Genomic DNA, 25,555 nt, shown 5'->3' with positions numbered 1-25,555 from the left:
TTCGTGCTAACTGTCGCGGGCGAGTTTGCGTATGTCGTGGCTGGTGAACTTGATGACAACGTCGTCGCTGAGGCTTTGACACCAATGCTCTATGGTGCGTATGGTGATGGGTTTACGCTGGATAAAAATCTATCGGGATCAGATAAAAAATGGTTTGTGCGGCAGATTGCGCTTCGCTTATCGTGCCTTACAAGTGATATTGTTTAGGTTCAGAAGTGAGGAACAAGGCAGGTTCAAGTCGGTGTGACAACACCAAAAGGCGTAACAATGCATCAAAAGAGTTTTGTAGAAACGCTAAGGAATGAAGTAAGTATTGAAGTAAAAAGAAGAATTTAGAACATTGGGGAGATTAAGGTGGCATCTCTACCAGCCGCACCTCGGCACACAAGTCCACCGCTGTGGCTGCTTCCTTCCGGACCTGACCAGATTAACGGTTTATCGTTGCGAGGGGACCAGCAGAGACACCATAAAGGAGGCTTGTTGACCTTGGGACGCAATTATACGCAGCCAATTCGAAATATCAACCGCCTTTCTTATGTATTTTCATATACTTATCGATTGTCGCCCTTCCTTACACTTTCTCTACTCTGTTGCTTTTCGTGTCGAGCTATAACGCGGCTTATATTTACGGTAAGATACGCGCCATTAAGAATCATAGGAGTAGCGAGTTGAAGCTATTTGTAAAGAACCTGACCCACGTGGATTTTTCCTATTTTGATGCCAAGCGTGGTTTGTTGGGCGAAAGCTGGCAGACAGACATTGTGCTGACGGGTAAGTTAAACGATGAGAGCATGATTTGTGATTTCGGTATCGTGAAAAAACAAATCAAGAAATGGCTGGATGACAATATTGATCATATGTTGGCGATTCCTGCCGAGCATGATGGTTCTATGCTCACGCCATTAGCGAATGATCGTGTTGCTTTTCTCTTTGATCACAGTAAAGAAGCCGCTGACGACAAACGTGTGTTTCAGTGTGACGCGCCAACTCAAGCCATTTGCGTATTACCCATGGCCGAAGTCACACCAGACGCCGTTGCCAAGTGGGTTGAAGCACAAATATTGAACCTACTTCCTGCTGAGTTAGAAGCAGTAAGCGTGCGTTTTACACCAGAGCACATCACTGGCGCGCAATACCAATACAGCCATGGCTTGAAAAAACACGCTGGTAATTGTCAGCGTATTGCTCACGGCCACCGCTCTACCGTTGAGATTTACGCCGATGGTGTGCGCAACGCCGCCATGGAACACGATTGGGCTAAGCGTTGGGAAGATATCTACCTAGGCACTCAAGAAGACTTAGACAGAGAGATCACAGAAAACAGCGTGAATTATCACTGTTTCCGTTACACCAGCCAGCAAGGATTGTTTGAGCTAAAAATCGACAGCAATCAAGTTTACATGCTCGACTGTGATACCACAGTGGAGTCGCTTTCAGCACATATTGCCGATGTGCTCGCGAAGGAAAACCCAGGAACGCACATTGAAGCTCATGGCTTTGAAGGCATCGGCAAAGGCGCTATTTCAGAGCATAAGGTATCCGCTTAGCCAATACGCCCCAGATGTGAGCATTACGTGAATCGCCTTCATTAGAATAGGTAACGGTATGAGTTTAAAAGACTACGAACATCTCGCCAAAGGCGAAACACTCTCTCTAGACACGGTGTTAGCCAATTTAAAAACAGACGAGCATGGCTTGATCGCGGCCATTGCACAGCAACATGATACGGGCGAAGTACTCATGTTGGCCTACATGAATGAGAAGTCCATTCGTGAAACCTTGGAGACAGGCCAGGTGTGTTATTGGTCTCGTTCTCGCCAAACCTACTGGCGTAAGGGCGAAAGCTCTGGTCATCGCCAGACACTGGTTTCTATGTCCTTTGACTGCGACGGTGATGCTATTTTGGTAAAAGTGGATCAACAAGGTCCAGCTTGCCACACCAACCGTCGTGATTGCTTTTTCTTCACTGTCGATGGCGAAAATGTGGTTATCGGCTCAGCCCCTCTTTGTTAAAACAAGAAATGCACATATAATGGGGCATAATGATAAAATATCACTATGCTTCCTACTTAACTTTGCGTTATCTTAGTGCGATATAGTTTTTTGCACATTTCATACAATGTCGCGATTAGAACAGATTAGTAATGCAACACGCTTTATCAAATATTCTCAAATCCTGTAAACAGTTTGCCATTTTTTTCGCGAAACGGCGCAAAACACGCACAATATTGCAACTTGATTGGCATAAGTATTGCTGGACAAGAGATACCGACCAACACGATTAACTCATTGGATTAAGTATGCTAAACCTGTCTGTACGTACTAAAATACTCGCTCTCATCGCCCTCTTCTCATTGGTCATCGTTGGCATTAGCGTAAGCTCTGCCTTATCAAGCAAATCCGTTTCAGCAAAACTACAAGACCTTTCTTCACAAAGCTTGGAACTGATGAGAAACCTAGAAAAAAGCCGTCAATTACTACTGCAACAATCAGTAGAGTTTGAGCGCGGTTTTTTCCAAGTGTCCATTGCTAAATCCATTGGCGGTTATGGCACGGAGCAAATTGCCGAATCAGAAGAGAAATTCAAAACTTATACCAATGAGCTGTTAACCAGCATCGAAAACGTAAAAGGCATTCTTGCCACCATGCCAGTGAATGACGGTTTAAATAACCTTTTAGCGCAAATATCCACCTTAGAAGAACAGCAAGCCGTGTTTCTTGAAGCCAGCACGGAAACCTACAGCTGGTGGGTTAAACTTAATACCATGAAAGCCGGTAAGTCTCGACGTGCCGCCGACGACAGCCTAATCGCAGTCAATCAACAGATGGAAGAAATCATCACGTCTATTAATGAATACAACACCCTCGTTGCCGAAAACCAAAACCGCAAATTAGACCAAACGATTTATGCCAGTGGTGTCTTAGCGGCAGTGTTAATTACCGCCGGTATTCTCATCAGCATTATCATAGTGAACGGTATTTGTAGACCCTTAATTCGAGCCGTACGTCGCGCAGAAGAAATTGCCTCAGGCGAGTTGGTTGAGCCTAAGGTAACCAGCAAACGCACTGACGAAATTGGTCTATTAGAAATCGCTATGGATAAACTGGTGGTTCAGTTACGCAGTATTTTACACGATGTCGCGGAATCAAGTTCCATGCTGACCAGTGCTGCAAATGACTTAAACCGTATCACGGATGAGTCCTCCGAAATGGTGGATCGTCAGCAGGAAGAAACCAACTTTATTTCACAAGCCGTACAAGAGATACAAGCCACCGCCGTGCATGTTTCCGAATCCACTAATGACGCCAGTCAAGCGGCTCATACTGCTGAGACAGCCGCCAATGAGGGTACGATCATCGTCACGAAAACCATTCAAAGCATCCAAGAGTTGGCGGCTGAAATATCCACTTCGGCAAGCACCATTAATGAACTACAGAGCAACACCAAGGAAATCAGCAATATTCTCAACGTGATTCTTGGTATTGCAGAGCAAACCAACTTACTTGCGCTTAATGCGGCGATAGAAGCAGCCCGTGCTGGTGAGCAAGGTCGTGGCTTTGCTGTCGTGGCCGATGAAGTGCGTCATTTAGCTCAAAACACTCAGAATGCTACACAAGAAATTGAAAAAATGATCAGCCTCTTACAAACAGGAACAGCCTCTGCGGTAAAAGCCATGACGTCTAGTCACCAGCGCTCTACCGATGCGGTGAGCCAAGTGAAGCATGAAGAAGAATCACTTAAAAACATTAACCAATCTGTGTCTAAGATTCGTGATATGAATGATCGCATCTCAGCCACCGCTGAAGAGCAAGCATCGGTGACAGCAGAAGTCAGTCGCAATGTTGCCAATATCAACGACATCGCATCACGCACTACCAAATCCATTCATGCTATTAGTAACTCTGCGGATCAATTAGCAACATTGGCAACACAATTGTCCGCGAAAATCAGCTATTTCAAAGTCTAGATCTACTGAAAAAGAGAAGATTAGATTACCATGAAGGAAGCAACTCGTTGCTTCCTTTTGCTTTCATTCCTAGGAGAAAATCATGTGTCGTTGGATGGCGTATCAAGGTGAACCTGTTTATCTTGAGTCGTTGCTTTTTAAACAAGAGCATTCTTTAATTCATCAAAGTCTAAGCGCCAGAAAGTCGGAGGTTACCGTAAACGCCGATGGGTTTGGGTTGGGCTGGTACGATGAACGAGAAGAACACGGCCTCTACCATGAAGTGTTACCAGCGTGGAGTGACAGCAATTTAAAAGCTTAGCAAAGCACATCAAAAGCGGCCTATTCTTTGCCCATGTGCGCTCTTCTACCGGCACAGAAACCAACCGTTCAAACTGCCATCCATTCAGCTATAAAAACTGGCTATTCATGCACAACGGACAAATTGGCGGCTATGAATTTCTTCGTTGGCAACTAGATCGCTTGATTCCGGAGCACCTTTATTGCCATCGACATGGCGCGACAGACTCAGAAGTCATTTTCTTATTGATGATCGCTAATGGACTCGAAGATAATCCAGAAAAAGCCATAGAAGTGACTCTAGCTCAAATTCTAGGGATGATGAAACAGAAGAACATCAAAGACCCTTTGCGCTTCACAGCGGTTTTTTCAGATGGGGAAGAAATCACCGCTATTCGATTTTCTAGCGATGAACAAGCACCAAGCTTATACTGCAAGCAATTTGCAAAACACACAGTAATTGGCTCAGAACCCCTCGACCATTGCAGCGACAGTTGGACACAAGTTCCAGCGGGACACATTGCCAAAATCAAAGGACAAAACTACCAAATTCAACCGTTACCCGAATTACTAAAAATGACCGCCTAGCGGTCATTTTTCATCGTATAGGTATTTTTTAGGTCAGGACCGCGCTTTTGCTAAACGCCTGTTTGCTAAGAGCTTATGCGCTCTCTTTTTCTCGATAGGCGTAAGTCGCATCAAAGCGTGACTGAATCCAATCACCACTCAAAATAGCGTCGTATTTAGCAGGTTTGTCTGCGGTAGCGCAACTCGGCACACACGCAACCTTGGTTTCGTAATCTGGCTCCACAAAAAATGGGAAGGAGTAACGATGCACATCTGGCAAAGACGCGCGCACGCGGTGAGCTGTCGAAACGTATTCATCATTGGTCCAACGTTGCATCAAATCGCCAATATTCACCACCAGCGCATCGGCGATAGGCGTCGCATCTACCCACGCTCCCTTGCGGTTTTTCACCTGCAAGCCACCAACCTGATCTTGTAGCAGTAAGGTTACGCAACCGTAGTCTGTGTGAGCTCCTGCGCCATTGTCATGGTCGCTGGCTGGACGTGGTGGATAATGAATCATTCGTAAAACGGTAACATGATCTTTAAAACAACGAGTGAAGAAATCATCGTCCAACGACAACGCTTGTGCCATGGCCGTTAGTAACGTTTGTGCCACTTGGAACGCTTTTACATAGTATTCTTGCAATACTTCAACGGTTGTCGGGTCGCTTGGATTTTGATTTGGCCCGTACATGGTGGGGTATTTTGCCACCAAAGGATGGTCCTTAGGAAAATCCAATGCCATATCAAAGGTTTCTTTCCAGTCGGCATGACCAATTTCGTCCAGTTGCTCTTCACCGATATTGCCGTAACCGCGATGGTTAATGCTGTTTTTAATATCGATGCGATTTTTAACCTCTTGCGGCTGATTAAAAAATCGCTTGGCTTCACGCATTAACGCCGACATCAATTCTGTCGGAATGCCTGTATTGATGAGATAAAAGAAACCAATTTCTCGACACGCTTTGTCTAGGGTGTTTATTTCAGTTTGACGAACAGATTCACTCTCGTGGGTCAGCTTGGATAAATCAATCAATGGAATGGACATTCAGTGTTCCTTAGGCTCTGGAAGACAGTTTAATAAGTTGTGTGTGCTTGGGATTAAAGCGTTTTAAACCCATTTCGCCAAAATCCACAAAAATCATTTGCTTGGCGTCTCGCTCTTGTCTTACGACAACGCCCTGACCAAATTGGTCATGGCGGACCTTGTCGCTCAGGTTGTAAGAGATTTTGGCCTTCAATCCGATGACGAAAAGTCAGTGATGGGGAAGGATCAACCGCGTTTAAATAACGCTGAAACACCGAACCTTTTTCTGTATCAATTTGCGTGCCAGTCTTATCTTCATACCACGCCTCACAAATCCGACTCACGGCATAGGGCTGAGATTCGAATACAAAACGCGATAAGGATAAACTTTTTAATGCCACGCGGGGAATGTCGCCCTGCTTCATGCGTTTATGCTCGTCGGCACTGGGCGTTTCTAGCAAAACAAGCTTCTGTTTGGCGCGCGTGATGGCCACGTAAAAGAGACGACGCTCAGACGCCAAATCACTGGCAGCTTGCTTATCTATGGCGCTCAAATCTTCATCATAGTAAGGAAAGCGCCCTTCTTGTAAGCCGGACAGTAACACCTGATCAAACTCCAAACCTTTCGATTTATGAATCGTCATCAAGTGCACGCCGTGACTGTCATCGGTTTGTTTTTCGTTCAACGTAGCAAGCTGCTCTAAAATCGATTTGGCATCGCCACCCACCCCGCGCACATAGGCCATAAAGGCATCGCAAGTGGCTATCTTTTCTTGGGTCTGAATGTCTTTGCTGCTGGTACTTTCAAAGTAGCGATAAATGCCCAATTTCTCCAAAGTGTGCGCCAAACCTTGCGCTGGATCGGTACGATAGATGTTTAAACTGCGCAACCAGTCAGCACGCTCATAGAGTTTTTTCGCACGCCAACCGTCCGTTGCATCCGCCACGGATTCAATAATCTGCGGCAACAAATGCGGTGATTGCTTGGCTTGTTGGATCAAGGTTTTGCGTTGCGCCATGGCACCACCAAGACTGGGTACCGTTAATAGATACTCAATATCATCGGGGTGAAAAAACGTGCTTGGACTTTCCAAGCCACCTGCAATAACGGCAAGATACGCCATCAGCATACGAATCTGGCGATTTTCCAACAGTGGAGAGTCACCGTGTAATTGATACGGCACGCCTTTGTGCATCAGAGCCAACTGTACTGGCACCATGTCGCTATACAAACGCACCAATACCGCGGTATCGCTCAATGCCCGTCCTTCATCGACCCACGCTTTTAGCTCACCCAATAACGCCTTACCTGTTTTCGGTGCGCGGGCAAAAGACACACGCGTACGCGCACCAGCACCAATCACCAAGGCGTCTGGATCATTTTCACTGATCACACTCGACGCCATTAAACCGACCGCATGACCAAAACGAAAACTGGTGCTCAATGGATAGGTCACCACATGACCAAAATCCTGATCAAACTGGCTCGCCATAATCTCTGGGCTGGCACCGCGCCATTCATAAATACATTGCTGCACATCGCCCACAATCATCCATTGACAAGGCATAGGATAAAGCAATTTTAGTAGCTCATATTGGCAAGGGTTGATGTCTTGAAACTCGTCAATTAATAAGTAACGAAAATCCGGCACCAAGCCACGAACTCTCACTCGCTCAGGCTCTCCTAATTCGCTGATTAGCTCATAGGGATCACTGAGCAAATCGGCAAAAAAGCGAATATTATTACGCTTACGCAGCTTTTCTAACTCGTTGTAGAGCGCGGGGAAAAACTTACGTTCGTTTGACCAACCTAAGGCTTCAAACACAATCTGCGCAGGTTGATGTGATGCTTTCACTTGATCAACAAATAACAGCACGTCTTCTAACCAATCTTTTTCATCCAAAATGGCAATTTTTTCGCCATTGCGAATCAGACGCTGTAGGGCCTCACGTAACATTTTCACTAAGCTGAAATCGTCGGTAACGAGCTTTGCAGAAGCCAGCCAACCTTGCTGTTCCAAGCGACGACAAAATTTCATGCCAAACGCATGAAAAGTCATCACACTGGGAGAGCGGAAATGTCCAGCTGTCATGAGTCGCTTACTCAAACGCTCAGAGAACTCTTCCTGCGCACTTTTGTTGAACATAAACACGCCGATATGAGACGGGTCCACACCCTGAGCCAACAAATGCTCAATGCGAGAAATTAAGGTCGTGGTTTTGCCCGCACCCGCGACGGCAATCACTTTCGCGGGTGTGGCGAGATCATGATTTACAACAAGCGTTTGCTCATCGGTTAACGAGGTAGTCACCTCCGTATTGGGCTGAACCTGTGTCAAAATAATCTTGCCTAGTCTTGTACAATGGGGAAATGGATGACGAACATCGAACCTATTTTAATCTTCAAAGAGTTTACCAATTTCACGAAAGGCGAGGTGTTCTTTGCCAGCGATTTTTGCAATCGATTCGCCACACACCACTAAGCGACGCTGCACGCGAGCGAAAAATACGCCATTTGTACGCGCTATTAAAGGATAGCTCGACGTTTCCACGTCATCGTCCATTAGATTGACCACTTCACCAATCACCTCGCCCGCTTCCACTTCTTCGCCAATCGCCTTGTGGTAACACACAATACCTGCACAGGGCGCTTTGACTAAGTCCATGGCATCCAGTGGGTAATATTCGACTTCGCTGTCATCAATCGATGGCGTTTTGCCAGCGATTACGTCTCGCAACACAAGATAATCAAATAAAGCTTGCGCATCTTGTTCGGCAAACTCGTTGGATATATCATTTTCACCACGCAATTCTACCGTTAAAGAACGACTTCCCCAAGGAATCAAATGCGCATAGTGGGCCTTTAAATCACGCCATACGCTGACATTGGTTTCATCAAACGAAGCGGCGCCCGTTTCCAACTCAGACAAGCCCACTTTTGCACCCAATAGCGCCAATAACGGTTTAAAGTGACCTTCAAATTCTTGCGCAACGTAGGCGTGCATGCTGGCTTCACCGGAGCAGTGCAAATCAATAATTTCATCCGCTCCCATCGACAAGGCCAGCAAATTTTTCTTCATGCCTTGCAACTCGGTAGTTTCTGGCAACAAGGCCAATTCCTCATGAATCGCTTGGCGAACCAGATCAATGTTACGTTCAATATCACCAGTCACGTCGCCTTTGATGCGCTTTTCGACTTTTGCCCCCAACTGCGGCCAGTTACGATTAAAATTGCCGCCACCATCAGAGAACGCAAAGCGTCCTGGGATATAACCATGAAAATTTTGCGCCAAGCCAATCGGGTTCGCCACGGGGACAATGACAATTTCCCCTTGAATCAAGCCCTTATCGTCGGCTGCTTTCAGCTTTCTTAACAAGGTATTCAGCACCAAAAAACCGGGCCATTCATCGGCATGCAAACCCGCCTGAAAATAGACTTTAGGGCGCGCGCCGGTTTCACCAAAATGATGGGCCTTTAAAATTCGCTGGGTACTCGGTGTCGCGCTCGGTAATATATGAGAGTAAATTTGATAAGACATAACACCTCGCAAAAAAGCCGTGAAACATTCGCCCAAATTGAGCCTGCAACATGGTACGCTAAAACCCATTTTTAATAAAAACCAATTCCTTAAATAAAGGCTGTAAGAAACAACACTCTATTTACGTCTAACAACTCGTAAAGATGACAACAACGAAAGAACCTAAGGAGAAAGGAATGAAAAAATCGTTAATCGCGGCCTCCATTATGGCCTCGCTCGCGCTGACCAGTCTAACCGCGCAAGCCGAAACCAGTTATCTATGGCAAGACACCTTGGATCAAGCCAAAGGCCAAACCGTGTATTTTAATGCGTGGGGCGGTGCCGATAACATTAACGATTACATTCAATGGGCGGCAGACCGTATTAAAGAAGAATACGACGTCACGCTAAAACAAGTGAAGTTGACTGACACTTCCGACGCCGTAAACCGAGTATTGGCCGAAAAAGCCGCAAGCAAGGACAGCAATGGTTCAATCGATCTGATCTGGCTCAATGGCGAAAACTTCCGCACCATGAAAGACAATAACCTTCTATTTGGCCCATTCAGCCAATCTCTACCAAACTACATCACTTACGTAGATGAAAATGCCCGTCAAAGCCTAACTCAAGATTTCGGCACACCAGTGGATGGCATGGAATCCCCATGGGGAATGGCGCAGGTCATCTTTATGTATGACACCGCAACGTTAAGCAGCCCTCCTAAATCCATGGCCGAACTGCTCAATTTTGCTAAAGCGCACCCAGGACGCATCACCTACCCTGAGCCGCCGCAATTCCTTGGTTCGACTTTTTTGAAACAAGCCTTGTACGAATTAACCGCGTATCGCCAAGCGCTTTCACAACCGGCAGACAGTGTGAATTTCGATACGGTTACGGCGCCTTTGTGGGCTTACTTAGATCAGCTACATAAAGTCGCATGGCGTAATGGTCAGACGTTTCCATCCAGCTCGGAAGAAATGATGCGTTTGCTTGATGACCAAGAAATCGACGTGGCCTTGAGCTTTGACATTTCCGCGGCTTCCGTTCAAATCGACCAAGGAAACTTGCCAGATACGGTACGTTCTTATGTCTTTACTAACGGTACCATTGGTAATACACACTTTTTAGCCATTCCCTATAACAGCAGCGCAACAGCGGGCGCACAAGTGGTTGCCAACTTTTTGTTGTCGCCAGAAGCACAAATCAAAAAGCAAACGCCAACCATTTGGGGCGATTTAAGTGTTTTATCCTATGCCAAATTGTCCCCCGCCGAGCAAGCTCAGTTTGATGAGATACCTCGTGGTATCGCCACACTCAGCATTGAAGAATTGGGGCAAACCTTGCCAGAGCCACACAGTAGCTGGATGGGTGCGTTAGAAACGGAATGGCGTAAGCGTTACGCCCAATAATTAGCGAAATAAGAAGCAAGATGCCGTTAAAACACGCGAAATGGATCACAGGAATCATCACCCTATTGTTGATATTTCCCTTTGTCATTGGCTTGGTCGGCATATTGCTCCCTGCATTTGCGTATTTCCCGCCCCTTGGCGAATATAGGATTTCCTTAGCGCCTTGGCGTCATTTATTTGCTCAAGGGGAATTCTACGCCAGTTTAAAGCTCACGCTGATCACGGGCATTGGTGCCCCCTTACTATCTCTTTGGTTGGCATTGTCCCTCTTGGCGTGGGGTTATCAACGGCCGTTTTTTCGTAAAATAGAGGCCTTGCTCTCACCGGTTTTGGCGATTCCTCACGCGGCCATTGCTATTGGCTTGTTGTTTCTGTTGAGCCCGTCTGGTTGGTTAATGCGTTTGTTTAGCCCTTGGCTAACGGGATTTGATCGCCCACCCAATTGGATCACAGTACAAGATCCCTATGGCATTTCACTAATTCTTGCCCTAGTGATAAAAGAAATGCCTTACCTCTTGTATGTCATGCTTGCTACCATGAAAAGCATCAAGGCACGAGAAAGCCTGCAAGTCGCCCAAGCCCTTGGTTACAGTCGTTTTACCTTATGGCGTAAAGTGTTAATCCCTCAGTTGTATCCAATCATTCGTTTGCCCATTTTTATTGTCATCGCTTTTAGTCTTACCGTAGTGGATTTGGCTTTAGTGATTGGCCCCAATACTCCGTCTACGCTAGCGGTTACGCTATTGCGCTGGTTTAACGATCCGGATTTATCCATGCGATTAATGGCCAGTGCCGGCGCGATGTCTCTTATGTTGATCATTATTTTCGTCTTCGCGGGCTGGGAAATGGCGCACTTGTTGTTTAGCAAGCTAACCCGAGCTGAACGCAGTAATGGTAAGCGTTTTGGATTAACCGACAGCGTGCTCAGATTGGGGGTTGTTTTAGGTTTACTCGCCTTATTGAATGCCTTTGTGGCTCTGGCTTTGTTGCCAATTTGGTCCCTTGCTAGGCGCTGGCGCTTTCCGATGCCTTACCAAGCCAATGGACGTGGGACAACATTGACCGCGCCATGCCGCTGCTGATAGAACTTAGCCGCAATACCTTGATCATTGCATTCATTGCAACATTGATTGCCTGCGGGATTAGCTTAGTGATGCTGGAAACCAAACGCCACGCCACCACAACAGCCACCGCACTCAGCAAGCCTCATGTGTTTGATTGGCTGATTTATGTGCCAATTTTATTGCCCCAAATTGGCTTCTTATTTGGTTTGCATGTATTGCTGATTTATCTGAACCTCAATGGCGATCTGTGCGCCATTATTGCCCTGCATCTGATGTATGTATTGCCTTATGTGTATCTGACCCTAAAAGGCCCGTATTTGGCGTATGAAGAAGATTACTTGCTGCAAGCCAATCGACTCAACCACCGTCCTTGGCGCAATTATGTCTTAGTGAAAATCGCCATGCTAAAACCCGCCATATTTACGGCTTTCGCCATTGGTTTTTCCGTCAGCATTGCCCAATATTTACCAACGCTTATTGCAGGCGAAGGCCGTTATAGCACCTTAACCACCGAAGCCGTAGCGCAAGCGGCATCGGGGGACAGGAAACAAGTAGGCAGCATGGCGCTCTTGCAAGCCGTTTTTCCTATTTTGGTATTTTGGCTGGCGTTAGTCATTCCACCCCGTTGGACAAAATGGCGCTTGGCGCTCAAAACGCTCTTTAACAAAAACAGTAAAAGGAATCAAAAGTGCTCAGTGTAAAAGCGTTTTCATTGTCATTGGACGGCAAGACACTCATTCAAGACTTGAACTTTGAGATTGCCGCTGGGCAAATCTTGTCTATCATGGGGCCAAGCGGCATTGGTAAATCCAGCCTACTGCATTTTCTCAGTGGCTCTTTATCGCCTAACTTAACGACCACAGGCGAAGCCTTTTTAAACGACGAGGCATTGCACACTAAATCCATTCAAGATAGAAAGGTCGGCCTGTTGCAACAAATGCCCTTGCTCTTCCCACACATGAGCATCATTGAAAATCTGCTCTTTGCCATCCCTGCCAACATCAATAAAATCGAACGCATCGACATGGCACAACACGCCTTGGCAAAACTCGGTATTCCCGACAAAGCCAACGCTCTGCCGAAAGAACTCTCCGGTGGCCAACAAGCCCGCGTCGCCCTGCTCCGCACCTTGCTTTCCAAACCTGACTACCTACTGCTCGACGAACCCTTCAGCAAACTCGACCCAGCCCTCAGACGCGACGTTCGAGCTTTTGTTCTCAACGAAATACGCCAAGCGAACATACCCGCACTGCTCGTCACCCACGATACTGAGGATGCCAAAGCCATGGAAGGAGAATGTTTGGAATTGGGAGTTGTACGCAAATAGCGCTTTAGATTCAGCCAAAAAAACAGCTAGACTATTAGAAGACACCGACAATCAACAGGATGATTTGCTATGAACAAGGTAATAAAAACGGAGTTGCCTCAAGACAGTCTGCTTCGCCATCGTATTCAACCATCCGATTTTGTCGATTGCTACTCAGTTCCGTCCAATCTATCACCTCTCCAAGCAACCGACATTGTTACCGATTTCCCTGATTGGGCGCGTCTATTGGTTAAAATACGCAATTCTGTGGTTTCTAAATTTGGCTTATCAAGCGATGGGCCAGAAGCCTCAGATAAGGTTGGCTTTTTCCCTGTTGAATCAAAAAATGATCATGAATTGATTGCGGGATTTGACGATAAACACTTGGACTTTAGGGTGTCTGTCATCTCTCAAGATGGACGAGTATTTTTATCAACATGGGTTCATCCCCATAACATCGGTGGAAAAATCTACCTTAAAACCATTCTTCCCTTTCATGTTTTAATTGTTCGGAACGCGTTAGCTCGCGTTCACACAATGAGCAACTAGAGAAAAATAGACCGTCTAGTGTGGTAAATAAAGCCAATGGAAATCACGTTAAAACCAATTTTGCAGCAAGAGTATGAGCTAAGGTTTTCTATCGTTAAGGAAGCCATCTATGAGCATGTCGATGCCGTTTTCGGCTGGGACGATGACTTTCAACGTAAAAGACTGATTGATGAATATGACCCGACTTGGTTTTACTGGATTTACAACAACGATCATAGAATCGGTATGCTTTGCTATAAACCATATGAAAATTCCTATCATGTGCATCTATTAATTGTGTTTCCAGATTTTCAAAATCAGGGATTAGGTTATATGACTATGGATTATGTACATCAATTAGCCCAATCTGAGCAACGAAAATCAATCACACTGTCTAGTTTCATTCGCAATGAAAAAGCCGTAAAGTTTTATAAGAAATTGGGCTATGACATTACCAATGTAGAAAGTGACTTCTATGTTTTGACTCGACATTTTTCCGGTATAAAGTAAATTACTAACTAAAACACAATAAATCAGTTTACACGGAGGCAAGTATGCAAATGGACAGCAAAGCCCCATCTAATGGATTACCCGTCTATAGACTGTTAAATGGCTTAAATAACTCGGAATTCTGCGCAAGAGTGTCTGAGGTTACGCACTGCATGGTTCGCCATCAATCACAGTGAGCAACGGTTCAACATCCGTTTGCCAAGCAGTCATATGGCCAAGTTTCGTAAATAGACCCGACAACAGTAGGATACTTGGTATATCAATAAGTCAACCGTTCGATAAAATACTACATGATAAATAAAATCATTCAGTTAATTGAAAAAGACCAGGTTCGAATAAGAGCGCTTGAGTGTGTCGCTTCTCTGGATTTACCTCAGTGCTATATTGCTGCGGGATTCGTAAGAAATTTAGTCTGGGATTCGTTACATAACAAACAAATACCAACGTCGTTAAATGATGTTGACGTTATTTATTATGACACCAACGAAAGCAACGAGACCGCGCATCTAGAATATGAATCTCGCTTGTCAGCCTTGATGCCAGGGCTAAATTGGCAAGTTCGTAACCAAGCCAAAATGCATTTAAGAAATGGCGATAAACCCTATCTAAACTTGATCGATGCAATGAGCTATTGGCCTGAAAAAGAAACAGCTTTCGCGATTCGCCAACTCGAAAATAAAGACTATGAATGCGTATCAGCCTTCGGCTTTGATTCACTATTTGACTTAAAGCTAAGTCACAACCCAAAACGCACGAAAGCCATATTTGAACATCGTCTTTCATCAAAAAAGTGGCTGAAGCAATGGCCTAAGCTAACCCTAGAATCATAGTGAATTAACAACCATTTGAGTGACTAAAATCGGAGCCTTCAAAGATATGGACTGTCGTCGTAATATTCTATTCCTTGATGGTATAGCGGCATCTTGTGCTGGAGTCATCACCCTATTTTAGAATGGCGATGGCGTAGAGCTTTAGTGAAAAGATAGTGGTTTAAGAAATTTTAAGCCACAAACCATCCCGTCACGCTTCTGTACAAATTGCATTTATTATGACGCCAGCGAAAGCAACAGCTGTCGCGATTCGCCAACTCGACAATCAAGGCTATGAATGCCTATTAGCCTTCGGAGGTAGTATCTTCTGTGATCGAATAGTAAAAATATAATTACGTTCTTCAATATTACTCAGAAACACAGATTTCCTCTAAGAATAGTCCTCTAAGGAATCCTATTGTTAGTTTAGGCTTCATGTAGTAATTTGAATTTTGCCCATCAAAGATCAAAATAAGGATTACTGTGACCAAAAGGACAACTGTACAAGCAACGTTAGCAGATGCACTCACAGAAGGCATTTCTGAACACACTTTCAACAGACGTTGGCGCATTCTTGCTGTGTTGTGCTTGTCTCTGTTGACGGTAATGATTGCCAACATGAGTCTCAACCTTGCATTACCCGAACTTGCTCTCGCACTTAATATGACACAGTTGCAAATGACTTGGTCAATCGAAGCGTACACCTTAATTTTTGCAACTCTATTGTTCATTACAAGCGCCATTGCAGATCGCTATGGTCGCAAATTAGCGATGCAAATTGGCTTATTTGTCTTCGCTCTTGCTTCACTTTACGCCGCTTTTATAGCCCGCAGTGGGACTGAGCTTATTGCTGCCCGATTAGTCATGGGGGTTGGTGGCGCCTTTGTTATCGCCAACGACACTATCCATCGTCAACCTTGTCTTTCCGTCCGTGGAGCGCGCACGAGCAATTGCTATATGGTCGGCTGTTTCGGGGGTCGGCATGATGTTCGGATCAATAATTACGGGGATGCTTCTTGAATTCTTCAGCTGGCACTCGACTTTTATCTTTGGCGCGATCCTCGCAGCCTTTGCTCTTATGTTCAACCATGTACTTGTCCCTGAAACTCAAGATGAGTTCAAAAGCCCTGTGGATTGGGTTGGCGGTGCATTGATCACTGTGGCTCTTAGCGGCATTGTCTACGCAATCATTGAGGCACCATCAATGGGTATTAGCAACATTTGGGTCGCAACTGGGTTAGTACTAGGCTCTCTGTCTTTAATTGGGTTTGTCTGGCAACAATTACGCGCATCCAGTCCATTGCTCGATGTCCGCCTATTCTTACACCCTGAATTTGGACTATCAGCACTTGCTGTGACGCTAACGTTCTTCGCAATGATGGGTGCATTCTATGGGATGAGTCAGATTTTCCAATTAATCATGGGGTACGGCACTTTCATGTCCTCCATTGCCTTTTTCCCCGTTATGCTGCCAATGATGATTCTCAGCCCAATAATCCCCAAGATAGTTGATCATATTGGCACAAAATGGACAGTCGCGCCAGGACTCGTTCTTATTGCTGCGGGCTTCCTATTTATGTCCCAATGGCCAGTTGAAGTGCAGTATTGGCAATTCTTGGTAGGGATGGGCACGGTCACCATTGGGATGACTTTTGTGATGACACCAGCAACAAATATGATGATGGCAGCCGTCCCTAAAAATCGCTCAGGCATGGGGTCTGCTATCAATGACACCACGAGGGAGTTGGGCGGTGCACTTGGCATCGCTGTACTCGGTTCAATGATTTCTTCTGGCTTCTCAACCAATATTGCTAAAGCACCTACTGAACTGCCCGAAGCCTTACGAACGACTGCGGAATCGTCACTGGCCGCGGCATTGTCGATCGCACAAGAGTTGGGCACACAAAGTACTGAGTTCACCGAGCAGGCGCGTGCGGCGTTCATGAGTGGCACCAGCGAAGCTATGTTCGTATCGTTCGTCATTGCTCTCGCTGCAGCCGTACTCATCGGAGTATTTTTACCCAACCACACCACGTCTAAATAGAGTCGGTTTGCTTTGCTATAAACCGTATGACAATTGCTATCATGCGTATTAGTTAACCCAAGCGGTGAAACACAGCCAATCCGACCTATGGCCAATCTGAAAAGTCTGGTGTGTGTTCATCGCGGTCAGGAACGTTTTTTCATTATATTGACGCTTAAACTGACTTGGCGAAATCCCCATCTCTTTTTTAAAAAAATGACTAAATTGACTGGCATCGCCATAGCCAAGGTCATTGGCGATAGCCTGTATTGATTCCGTTGAGCGCTTCAGCTTTGTGGTGGCCTCAATTAACACTCGATTGTTAATTAGCTGCAAAGGCGACTTTTTCAGATTGCGCTGGCAAATTGCATGTAATCGGTCATACGTCATGATGAGTTCATCACAATAATAGGCGACTGTGCGCCTATTTTTATACTCAATCTCAACCAGCTGACGGAACTGTTGCAGCGCCAATTCATCTGGCGAATGAGTAAGACGAATGGATTCGATATTGCTCAGTCGATAAATACTGATTAGTAAAATCCGCATGATAGAACAAATGACGGAGCGGGAGCGTTTGTTAAGCGAAGATATTTCTGCATTTAACAGCTTTAACAGCGGCAAAATTTCTTCATGGATGTCTATTTTTGAACAAGGTGTAATGGTGAATTGCCGCATCAATGTTGCTAGTTTCACACTGTCCGAATCGGAGCCAGTAACCAGTGAACTGAGACCATTACGGTAACCTAATAGCCAAATTTGAGTACCTGCTGGCACCGATACTTTAGCCAGTTTTTTATGCGGAATGCAAAAAATTGACATCTCTGCAATATGGTGCGTTTCTTCCATGGTCACTATTGCACCGCCAAGTTGTACCAGCCCAATTAAATTGAAATCCGCAAAATTGTCATTTCCTGTGCTAAAGACCCGAGATTGTAAACTCGGTTGAATAAATTCAAACCGCACCATAGTGCCTATGATATTTGCCAACATAGACTTCCCCCAAAAAATCGACCAAATAAACCAGAAATCAACAACAATAACCCATAAATTAACATATTTATAAGCAATATACCTGTTAATATTGAAAACAGGCTCATCGACAAATAAAAAATATAATAGCGATAAGGTGAAATTTTGAGCATCATGTACAGCGATACAAATGTATCTACAGCACCTAAGGTAAACTTATTCATTGGCGGTAAACCCACGCCAGCTATGGCTGGGGGTATTTTGAAAGATTGGACCCAAGTACAAACTTGGTGGCCTCTCGTGCAGCCTGTGGTCGATCTGAAGATGCCGAACACATGGTTGCTGTTGCGGCGGCTAATTTTGCAAAGTGGGCCGCCACAGATGTGCTCGAACGCGCTGCCGTTCTTCGCCGTGCAAAAGCACTTATTCCTAAATATCGAGATCGGTTTGCTCAATTAATGTTGAGTGAAATCGGCGCTGTTGATGACTGGGTGGATTTCAATATCCAAGTGGCCGCGAATGCCATCGAGGCGGCGGTGAATCTGGCGCTCAAATATCCATCGACATTACACACAGATGAAACATCAGATTCCTACACCATACGCCAACCGGCGGGAGTATGCCTTGCAATCGCTCCTTGGAATGCACCGATTGTTTTAGCTATGCGTGCAATTGTCTTTCCTCTAGCGTTCGGGAACAGTGTCATTCTTAAAGCTTCTGAATTGTCTCCAGCAACGCACTCACTCATTGCCGAAGTGCTTGACGAGGCAGGCGTCCCAAAAGGCGTTCTTTCTGTGATGACCAATGCACCTGAGCATGCAGAAGAAGTTATTAGCAGTTTTATAGCCAATCCTGCAGTCAGACGTATTAACTTTACGGGGTCAACTCGTATCGGCAAAATCATCGCCAGTATTTCCGCGCAACACCTGAAACGCTGCCTGCTAGAGTTAGGTGGTAAATCGCCGCTGATCGTATTAAAAGACGCCAATTTAGAGTTAGCGGCAAAAGCCGCCGTCTATGGGGCTTTTTGAACCAGGGGCAAATCTGCATGGCCACAGATCGAATCATTGTGGAACAAGCCATTGCGGATGACTTTATCAAGGTTTTAAAAAGCATGGTTACCGATCTAGTGTCGGGCAATCCTCGCCACAAACACGTCAAACTAGGGCCAGTCGCCAGCGCATCGATCGCCGCTCGATTGTCGGCACTGATTGAAGACGCGCTCGATAAAGGGCAACACAAATCGCTGGGGCTGCTCGATCGAGGCCAATTTATCGACGCCACCTTACTCGACCATATCACGCCGATGATGCGGATCTACTCAGAAGAATGCTTTGGGCATTGCTGGTATTTATCGAGTCGATTCCCCCGAAGAAGCGATAACTGTAGCCAATAATTGTGAATATGGGCTTGCTGCCGCCATTTTCACTCGCGACCTGACGTTGGCAAGAAACATGGCAAGTCAACTCGAATCCGGCATGTGCCACATCAACTCCGCAACCATAAAAGACGACCCATCAATGCCTTTTGGCGGACTTAAGTCCAGTGGTTACGGACGTTTTGGTAGCGAAGCTTGCGTAGATGAATTTACCGAAGTGCGGTGGATCACGGTCGCCCCACCCTAGCTCGCATGCACTGCTATCAACAACCACAAAAATGAGAAGAAGGTTCTTATGAGGTATTGCTGTATAAACGGCAATCATATTGCAACAGATGGTGGCTTAGAAGCCTCCGTTACCATTGAAGAATTAGCACTTTAATCAGAGGAGAATACCATGACAGTCTTACTTAGTATCGGTGGACAAGATCTTTCAGCCAGCAACCAAAGCACGTTCTCACGTTTAGACCCAGTTACTGGTGAAGTGGCCTCAGTGTCTGCCCGTGCCACGCTTGATGACGTAAAAGCTGCGGTGCAATCAGCAAACAGTGCCTTCAAAAGCTGGGCAAAAACGGGACCAAGCGAGCGCAGAGCTATCCTCAACAAAGCCGCAGACATTATGGAAAGCAAACAAGACGCTTTCATCCAAGCCATGATCGCCGAAACGGGTGCGACAGGACCTTGGGCAGGGTTCAATGTCATGTTGGCAGCGGGTCATATTCGTGAAGCAGCCGCATTAACCAGCCAGATGGGTGGCGAAGTCATACCTGCCAATAAACCCGGCACCTTTGCCATGGCAGTGCAAAAACCAAAAGGCGTATGTTTGGCAATTTCACCATGGAACGCGCCGATTATTCTGGGCGCCCGCTCTGTGGCAACCCCTATCGCTTGCGGTAACTCGGTGATTTTCAAAAGCTCTGAGCTTTGCCCTCTCACTCACCGTTTGATCGTCGATTGTTATTATTGAAGCAGGATTACCCAAAGGGGTTATCAACTTTGTGTCTAATGCACCCGAAGATGCAGCGGATATTGTGAAAGCTTTGATCGAAGCGCCAGAAGTTCGCCACGTTAACTTCACCGGTTCTAGTGCCGTTGGTCGTATTATTGGGCGTCTGGCCGGGGAAAACCTAAAACCCGCATTGCTAGAGTTAGGTGGTAAAGCGCCGCTAATTATATTGGACGATGCTGATATCGACGGCGCAGTGAATGCGGCCTTGTTTGGCGCGTTTATGAATCAGGGGCAAATCTGTATGTCAACTGAACGATTAATCGTAGCCGATGCCATTGCCGATGAATTTGTCTCTAAAATGGCCGAACGTGCGTCTAAATTACCTTGGGGCAACCCGCGCGATCAGGTCGTACTTGGCTCACTGGTCAATCCAGATGTCTCGAAAAAAATGCATGACTTAATCGACGATGCCGTCAGCAAAGGGGCGAAATTAGTGTGTGGTGGGGACAGCAACGGCTCGATGTTCTCTGCCACCTTGCTCGATAATGTCAGTTCAGATATGCGTATTTACAAGGAAGAAAGTTTCGGCCCAGTGAAGTCCATTATTCGAGTGAAAGATGATGAAGAAGCTATTCGCGTCGCCAACGACACTGAGTACGGCTTATCTTCCGCTGTTTTCTCACAGAACATCAACCGAGCATTGGCCTGCGCCAATGCAATAGAAAGCGGTATTTGCCATATCAATGGACCCACCGTCGCAGACGAACCTCAAATGCCGTTTGGTGGTGTAGGAGACTCTGGATACGGTCGTTTTGGCGGTAAAGCAGGGATCGCAGAGTTTAGCGACTTACGCTGGATCACCATTGAAGATCCAAACCAACACTACCCTTTCTAAACATTCAGAAACTAGCGAACTATGACAGTTAAGTCATAAAAGACGCTGTAGATAGGATTCAATGCCAGTCTATTATTAAATAGATTGGCATTTTTTTGGCCAAAATAGCCTTCCACTCTGTTACTCAATAAAACCAACATAGTCACTTTGTTTATCTTTAACTCTCTTAAATAAAACGCCCACTATATTTAGACATATAAACTCTTAACGAATTAATACTTACACAACAAATAATTTGACATGATATTTATTTTTACGCAAAAATCATGACAAATGCCTATTTTTAGGGCGTTGACGCGCATTTTTAGAGCAGACAAAAGAGCCTTTTATTATTGATTTAGAAGATTTTTTTAAATTTTTTTTCATTTTTTACATATTTTTCTATGTGTTTGTTTTGAGCGTTTTTTTTGCAGTCTTTTTCTTTTATTTTAGTTTCATTTCTACATTTTATTGACGGTATTATTATTTTTTGCACTTGCAACCTCACCATTATTTAATTACTACTGTATGAAGCTTTCAGATTTCGCTACGTATTTAATCTTTTTTCAGGGAGGCGTTATGCAGAATTTATGGCAAGAAAACATTCTCTTCGCTGAAAAACTGCGCAAGCAGTTGCACGCTCATCCTGAGGCTCGGTTGGCAGGAAAAAAATACAGCATCCTTAATACGCTATCAGCTTGATGCATTAGATATCCCATGGCGCGCTTGCGCCGACACCGGCACCATTGCTTGGCTCAACAAAGACGCTCAAGGCACAGCGATTGCTTTGCGCGGCGATATGGATGCCTTACCCATTGAGGAGCAGACCGGAAAAGAATGGCAATCCGTCAATCAAGGCTGCATGCACGCTTGTGGTCACGATGGACACACAGCCACCTTGCTAGCAACAGCACGTTGGTTAAAACACTTTGAAACAGAACTACCCCAACCGGTTGTGCTGATTTTCAGCCAGCCGAAGAAGGCTTGCATGGTGCTCGCGAAATGATCAAAGACGGCGCATTAGACAACGTCGGCGCGATTTATGGCTGGCACAACTGGCCTGCCCTACCTTATGGCACCATGGCGTGCCCTGACGACATTGTCATGTGCGGTAATGGCACCTTCAATATCATATTCAAAGGTCGCGGTGGTCACGCTAGCCAACCAGAACTGTGTGCTGACCCTATTCTGGCAGCCAGCGCGGTGAATGTAGCCTTACAGCAAATCGTCAGCCGTCGTATAGCCCCACAAGCCACAGCCGTGATCAGCGTCACGCAAATACATGGCGGCACTGCGCCAACAGTGATCCCAGAAACGGCGACGTTAAGCGGTAGTATTCGTGTTCCTGACGAGGATACCCGTCAGCAGCTCAACCAACACATTTCCGAGGTGGCCACCTACACCGCGGCCGCCTATGGCGTAAAGTGTACGATTGATCATGAAATGCGCTATCAAGCCACCATCAATCATAAAGACCAAGCCACCCGAGGCTCGTAAAGAGTGGCAATCGCTGTACGGTCAATCCGCATTACATCATGGGCAAGCTCTGCCAATCATGGCATCAGAAGATTTTAGCTATTACCTACAAGCCGTTCCCGGTGCCTTTGCCTTAATTGGCAGTAACGATGGCGATGCGCACAGCGTGGCTTGTCACAGCCCACATTACGATTTCAATGACCGATTGATTGCCGATGTCTGCCGTTGGTTTTGCCAACTCGCAGGCCTCGCCGATCAATCACTACCTATGCACTCACTAGAAGAGTAACAACCCAAAAAAACACGAACCAACAACCGCTGTAAACAGAGGTTGATAGGAGGCGTTATGACTATTTTCGAACAACGAGAATCCAATATTCGAGCTTACGCTCGCACGTACCCAACGGTTTTTGTTACGGCAAAAAACGCCCGTCAAATTGACGAAGACGGTAAGGAATACATTGATTTCTTCGCGGGTGCTGGGGTGCTTAACTTTGGGCATAACAACCCTCACATGAAAGCAGCCATGATCGATTATTTGCAAAAGGACGGCGTATTGCACAGTTTGGACATGCAAACTCAAGCCAAAGCGCAGTTTATGCAGAAATTTACCGACGTGATTTTAAAGCCAAGAAACATGCCCCATCGCATGCAGTTTATGGGACCAACCGGCACCAATGCGGTCGAAGCCGCCATGAAACTGGCTCGTAATGCCACGGGACGCCATAACATTGTCGCCTTTAGTCAGGGGTTTCACGGCATGACATTGGGCGCATTAGCCGCAACGGCCAACGAGTATTTCCGTCAAGCCTCTGGCGTGCCTTTATTGCATGTCAGCCATGAGTTGTTTGACCAAGAGCATGATCATGAAGCCGCTCTCACAGCGTTAGATGCCTTAGGTCATCAATACCGTGACCCATCCAGTGGTATCAAACCACCAGCAGCTTTTATGGTAGAAACTATTCAAGCAGAAGGTGGCGTCAACGTCGCCAGCAAAGAATGGATGCAGAAGTTAGAAAAGCTTGCCAAAGAGTTCGGTTCTGTATTGATCGTTGACGACATTCAAGTGGGCTGCGGTCGCACGGGGTCTTATTTTAGCTTTGATGACATGGGCATCAACCCCGACATCATTACCCTGGCCAAAGGCATTGGTGGCGCAGGCACACCGATGGCAATGAACTTGGTTCATCCAGATTTGGATAAGCATTGGTCACCAGGCGAGCACACAGGCACTTTCCGTGGACAAAATTTGTCATTTGTCGCGGGGGAAGTCGCCCTAAGTTACTTTGAAGACGACAAGCTAATGTCGGAAGTCGTGGAAAAAGTAAACACAGTGCGTCATGCGCTAGAACCTTTGGTGAGCGAACACAGCGCCAAAGAACTGCGTGGCAAAGGTTTGATCCTTGGTCTCGACATGGGTAGCGGCGATGTGGCAGCGAAGGTGGTGCAGCGTTGCTTCCAAAAAGGCTTGATGCTGGGCGCATGCGGCAGCGGTGGACGTGTATTAAAGATTATTCCCCCTTTGACGATTCCTGACGCGGATTTAATAGAAGGGTTGGATATATTGAAAGACGCCGTACGTTTTGTGATGGAGGAAGCCGCATGATTGAACGCGATGACATGACCTTTACTTTTGCAGAATATCAACGCCGCTTGGGTGAACTGCGCGCTCGCATTGCCGAGCGCCGTTTGGATGCCATCGTGGTCACCGATCCGGAAAATATTACCTATTTAACCGACTATCAAACCACAGGCTATTCCTTTTTTCAGGCGCTGGTGATTCCCCTCGAAAAAGAGCCTTTTATGATCACTCGGGCGTTGGAAGAATCGAATATTTTTGCTCGTACTTGGGTCGAATTAACGCGCCCTTACCCAGATACGGGGGATGCCATTCAAATGTTGGTGGACGCCCTACGCGAATTTGGTTTGGCCGACAAACGCATTGGCTATGAACGCAACAGTTACTTTTTCCCTGCGTACCAGCAGGATTGCATTCATACCACCTTAAAGAACGCCAAACTCATGGATTGCTTCGGTATTGTGGAAGAAGGCCGAATCTGCAAATCGCAAGAAGAAATCGCCATTATGCGTCGCGCCGCGTTGGCAACCGAAGCGGGCATGAAAGCGGGCATTGAAATTTGTCGCCCTGGCATTACCGAAAATGAAATCGGCGCTGAAATCGCGGCCGCCATGTTTCGCGCTGGTGGCGAAACACCGGCCGTCATGCCCTATGTGACCTCTGGACCAAGAACCATGATTGGTCACGCCACTTTTGAAGGCCGCACGGTACAACCCAACGAGCACGTCTTTTTAGAAGTGGGTGGTTGTTATCGTCGCTATCACACCGCCATGATGCGTACGGTTATTTTGGGCGAATTATCGGACGCCATGTATCAATCACAAGAAATAATGAAACGCGCGCTCAATGAAATCCATCGAGTGGTGCAACCGGGTATGACGGTGTCGGACGTGGACAACATGGTGCGCAATATCATCATGGACAATCAAGTGGGTGCCAGCTTGATCACACGCTCGGGGTATTCCATTGGTATCGCTTTCCCGCCCAGCTGGGACGAAGGCTACATCATCAGCTTAAAACAGGGTAATTCTGCGGTGCTCAAACCGGGCATGACTTTTCATATGATTCCATGGATGTGGGGCATCGAAGGCAATAAAACCTGCGGCATTTCAGACACCATCGAAATCACCGAAGACGGTTGTCGTTCTTTCTTTAACTTAGATCGAGATTTCACCGTTAAACCCCTAAGCACTGGACAAGAAACAACAAAACTCGCTATTGATCTGTCCAATACACGGCCAGCACAAGAAGAGAGTAAAAAAGCCAAATCACATGCCAAGCAAGCCGAAAAAGCAGCCAGCTGATACGAGGTGATT

Annotated in this window: 26 protein-coding genes, 1 other RNA gene and 2 pseudogenes; 23 read left to right on the top strand and 6 right to left on the bottom strand. The window is 46.2% G+C overall.

All coding sequences use genetic code 11. From position 1 onward, the window contains the following. Positions 1 to 361: 361 nt before the first annotated feature. Positions 362 to 458: signal recognition particle sRNA small type (gene ffs / locus ONZ52_RS23425), an RNA gene on the bottom strand. Between the two features lie 210 nt (positions 459 to 668). On the opposite strand from ffs, the gene ONZ52_RS23420 reads away from it, so the two are divergent. The 5 genes from ONZ52_RS23420 to ONZ52_RS23400 all read left to right on the top strand — a co-directional run bounded on the left by ONZ52_RS23420 (position 669) and on the right by ONZ52_RS23400 (position 4,835). Continuing rightward, positions 669 to 1,547: a 6-carboxytetrahydropterin synthase gene (locus ONZ52_RS23420; protein WP_265220980.1), complete on the top strand. Its 879-nt coding sequence runs from the start codon at positions 669 to 671 to the stop codon at positions 1,545 to 1,547. A gap of 58 nt (positions 1,548 to 1,605) precedes the next feature. After that, positions 1,606 to 2,013: a phosphoribosyl-AMP cyclohydrolase gene (hisI, locus tag ONZ52_RS23415; protein WP_265220979.1), complete on the top strand. Its 408-nt coding sequence runs from the start codon at positions 1,606 to 1,608 to the stop codon at positions 2,011 to 2,013. Positions 2,014 to 2,300: 287 nt separating this feature from the next. Beyond that, positions 2,301 to 3,968 carry a methyl-accepting chemotaxis protein gene (locus ONZ52_RS23410; protein WP_265220978.1) on the top strand — a complete coding sequence of 556 codons (1,668 nt, stop codon included), beginning with the start codon at positions 2,301 to 2,303 and terminating at the stop codon, positions 3,966 to 3,968. 82 nt (positions 3,969 to 4,050) lie between these two features. Continuing rightward, positions 4,051 to 4,269 (top strand): class II glutamine amidotransferase domain-containing protein, encoded by a 219-nt coding sequence (locus ONZ52_RS23405; protein WP_265220977.1) that lies wholly within the window; start codon positions 4,051 to 4,053, stop codon positions 4,267 to 4,269. Between the two features lie 35 nt (positions 4,270 to 4,304). Beyond that, a complete protein-coding gene (locus ONZ52_RS23400) occupies positions 4,305 to 4,835 on the top strand; it encodes a class II glutamine amidotransferase (RefSeq protein WP_265220976.1) in 531 nt (176 codons plus the stop codon). Positions 4,836 to 4,908: 73 nt separating this feature from the next. Here the strand turns inward: ONZ52_RS23400 and ONZ52_RS23395 are convergent, their stop codons facing one another. The 4 genes from ONZ52_RS23395 to ONZ52_RS23385 are packed head-to-tail and all read right to left on the bottom strand — an operon-like array spanning position 4,909 to position 9,383. Beyond that, positions 4,909 to 5,865: an isopenicillin N synthase family dioxygenase gene (locus ONZ52_RS23395; protein ID WP_265220975.1), complete on the bottom strand. Its 957-nt coding sequence runs from the start codon at positions 5,863 to 5,865 to the stop codon at positions 4,909 to 4,911. 10 nt (positions 5,866 to 5,875) lie between these two features. Beyond that, positions 5,876 to 6,058, bottom strand: a complete 183-nt coding sequence (locus tag ONZ52_RS25105) for a hypothetical protein (protein ID WP_346433255.1) — start codon at positions 6,056 to 6,058, stop codon at positions 5,876 to 5,878. Continuing rightward, positions 6,012 to 8,183, bottom strand: a complete 2,172-nt coding sequence (locus ONZ52_RS23390; protein WP_265220974.1) for an ATP-dependent helicase — start codon at positions 8,181 to 8,183, stop codon at positions 6,012 to 6,014. The genes ONZ52_RS25105 and ONZ52_RS23390 overlap by 47 nt, the downstream gene beginning before the upstream one ends. A 57-nt stretch (positions 8,184 to 8,240) precedes the next feature. After that, complete coding sequence (locus tag ONZ52_RS23385) at positions 8,241 to 9,383, bottom strand: succinylglutamate desuccinylase/aspartoacylase family protein (protein WP_265220973.1); 1,143 nt, start codon at positions 9,381 to 9,383, stop codon at positions 8,241 to 8,243. A 176-nt stretch (positions 9,384 to 9,559) separates the two neighbouring features. Between ONZ52_RS23385 and ONZ52_RS23380 the strand changes: the two genes are divergently transcribed. The 9 genes from ONZ52_RS23380 (at position 9,560) to ONZ52_RS23340 (ending at position 17,032) form a co-directional block, all read left to right on the top strand. Then, positions 9,560 to 10,771, top strand: a complete 1,212-nt coding sequence (locus ONZ52_RS23380; RefSeq protein ID WP_265220972.1) for an ABC transporter substrate-binding protein — start codon at positions 9,560 to 9,562, stop codon at positions 10,769 to 10,771. Between the two features lie 20 nt (positions 10,772 to 10,791). Beyond that, a complete protein-coding gene (locus ONZ52_RS23375) occupies positions 10,792 to 11,853 on the top strand; it encodes an ABC transporter permease (RefSeq protein ID WP_265220971.1) in 1,062 nt (353 codons plus the stop codon). Then, positions 11,841 to 12,536: an ABC transporter permease family protein gene (locus ONZ52_RS23370; protein ID WP_265220970.1), complete on the top strand. Its 696-nt coding sequence runs from the start codon at positions 11,841 to 11,843 to the stop codon at positions 12,534 to 12,536. The genes ONZ52_RS23375 and ONZ52_RS23370 overlap by 13 nt, the downstream gene beginning before the upstream one ends. Next, entirely contained in the window at positions 12,524 to 13,162 is a 639-nt protein-coding gene (locus tag ONZ52_RS23365) for an ATP-binding cassette domain-containing protein (protein WP_265220969.1), read from the top strand. Before ONZ52_RS23370 ends, ONZ52_RS23365 begins: the two co-directional genes overlap by 13 nt. Positions 13,163 to 13,231: 69 nt before the next feature. Continuing rightward, entirely contained in the window at positions 13,232 to 13,690 is a 459-nt protein-coding gene (locus tag ONZ52_RS23360; RefSeq protein ID WP_265220968.1) for a DUF2867 domain-containing protein, read from the top strand. Between the two features lie 36 nt (positions 13,691 to 13,726). After that, the gene (locus ONZ52_RS23355; RefSeq protein WP_265220967.1) at positions 13,727 to 14,179 is read left to right on the top strand and encodes a GNAT family N-acetyltransferase; all 453 of its coding nucleotides are present in this window, start codon (positions 13,727 to 13,729) and stop codon (positions 14,177 to 14,179) included. A gap of 290 nt (positions 14,180 to 14,469) precedes the next feature. Further along, positions 14,470 to 15,009 (top strand): nucleotidyltransferase family protein, encoded by a 540-nt coding sequence (locus ONZ52_RS23350; RefSeq protein ID WP_265220966.1) that lies wholly within the window; start codon positions 14,470 to 14,472, stop codon positions 15,007 to 15,009. 462 nt (positions 15,010 to 15,471) lie between these two features. Further along, positions 15,472 to 16,008, top strand: a complete 537-nt coding sequence (locus ONZ52_RS23345) for an MFS transporter (RefSeq protein ID WP_265220965.1) — start codon at positions 15,472 to 15,474, stop codon at positions 16,006 to 16,008. Continuing rightward, positions 15,920 to 17,032 (top strand): MFS transporter, encoded by a 1,113-nt coding sequence (locus ONZ52_RS23340; protein ID WP_428981202.1) that lies wholly within the window; start codon positions 15,920 to 15,922, stop codon positions 17,030 to 17,032. The genes ONZ52_RS23345 and ONZ52_RS23340 overlap by 89 nt, the downstream gene beginning before the upstream one ends. A gap of 48 nt (positions 17,033 to 17,080) precedes the next feature. On the opposite strand, the gene ONZ52_RS23335 is transcribed toward ONZ52_RS23340, so the two are convergent. Next, positions 17,081 to 18,004 carry an AraC family transcriptional regulator gene (locus tag ONZ52_RS23335; RefSeq protein ID WP_265220964.1) on the bottom strand — a complete coding sequence of 308 codons (924 nt, stop codon included), beginning with the start codon at positions 18,002 to 18,004 and terminating at the stop codon, positions 17,081 to 17,083. Positions 18,005 to 18,273: 269 nt separating this feature from the next. Here ONZ52_RS23335 and ONZ52_RS23330 point away from each other — a divergent pair. The 9 genes and pseudogenes from ONZ52_RS23330 to doeA all read left to right on the top strand — a co-directional run bounded on the left by ONZ52_RS23330 (position 18,274) and on the right by doeA (position 25,543). Then, positions 18,274 to 19,379 (top strand): annotated as a pseudogene (locus ONZ52_RS23330) (aldehyde dehydrogenase family protein). Beyond that, on the top strand, positions 19,318 to 19,608 hold the full coding sequence (locus ONZ52_RS23320) for an aldehyde dehydrogenase family protein (RefSeq protein ID WP_265220961.1): 291 nt from the start codon (positions 19,318 to 19,320) through the stop codon (positions 19,606 to 19,608). The pseudogene ONZ52_RS23330 and the gene ONZ52_RS23320 overlap by 62 nt, the downstream one beginning before the upstream one ends. Positions 19,609 to 19,758: 150 nt before the next feature. Beyond that, the gene (locus ONZ52_RS24965; protein ID WP_321160408.1) at positions 19,759 to 20,328 is read left to right on the top strand and encodes an aldehyde dehydrogenase family protein; all 570 of its coding nucleotides are present in this window, start codon (positions 19,759 to 19,761) and stop codon (positions 20,326 to 20,328) included. 31 nt (positions 20,329 to 20,359) lie between these two features. Continuing rightward, positions 20,360 to 21,205 carry an aldehyde dehydrogenase family protein gene (locus ONZ52_RS24960; protein ID WP_321160407.1) on the top strand — a complete coding sequence of 282 codons (846 nt, stop codon included), beginning with the start codon at positions 20,360 to 20,362 and terminating at the stop codon, positions 21,203 to 21,205. A 558-nt stretch (positions 21,206 to 21,763) separates the two neighbouring features. Then, positions 21,764 to 21,886, top strand: a complete 123-nt coding sequence (locus ONZ52_RS23310) for a hypothetical protein (protein WP_265220960.1) — start codon at positions 21,764 to 21,766, stop codon at positions 21,884 to 21,886. Between the two features lie 97 nt (positions 21,887 to 21,983). Next, a pseudogene (locus ONZ52_RS23300) lies at positions 21,984 to 22,681 on the top strand (amidohydrolase). Next, on the top strand, positions 22,623 to 22,949 hold the full coding sequence (locus tag ONZ52_RS23295; protein WP_265221161.1) for a M20/M25/M40 family metallo-hydrolase: 327 nt from the start codon (positions 22,623 to 22,625) through the stop codon (positions 22,947 to 22,949). Before ONZ52_RS23300 ends, ONZ52_RS23295 begins: the two are co-directional and overlap by 59 nt. Before the next feature lie 57 nt (positions 22,950 to 23,006). After that, on the top strand, positions 23,007 to 24,266 hold the full coding sequence (locus ONZ52_RS23290) for an aspartate aminotransferase family protein (protein ID WP_265220957.1): 1,260 nt from the start codon (positions 23,007 to 23,009) through the stop codon (positions 24,264 to 24,266). After that, a complete protein-coding gene (gene doeA, locus ONZ52_RS23285; RefSeq protein WP_265220956.1) occupies positions 24,263 to 25,543 on the top strand; it encodes an ectoine hydrolase in 1,281 nt (426 codons plus the stop codon). The genes ONZ52_RS23290 and doeA overlap by 4 nt, the downstream gene beginning before the upstream one ends. Positions 25,544 to 25,555 lie beyond the last annotated feature (12 nt).

Origin of the sequence: Marinomonas rhodophyticola (genome assembly GCF_026113935.1) — a bacterium.
GTDB lineage: Bacteria > Pseudomonadota > Gammaproteobacteria > Pseudomonadales > Marinomonadaceae > Marinomonas > Marinomonas rhodophyticola.
Note: the sequence above shows the minus strand (reverse complement) of the source record. Positions and strands in the feature narration are given on the sequence as shown.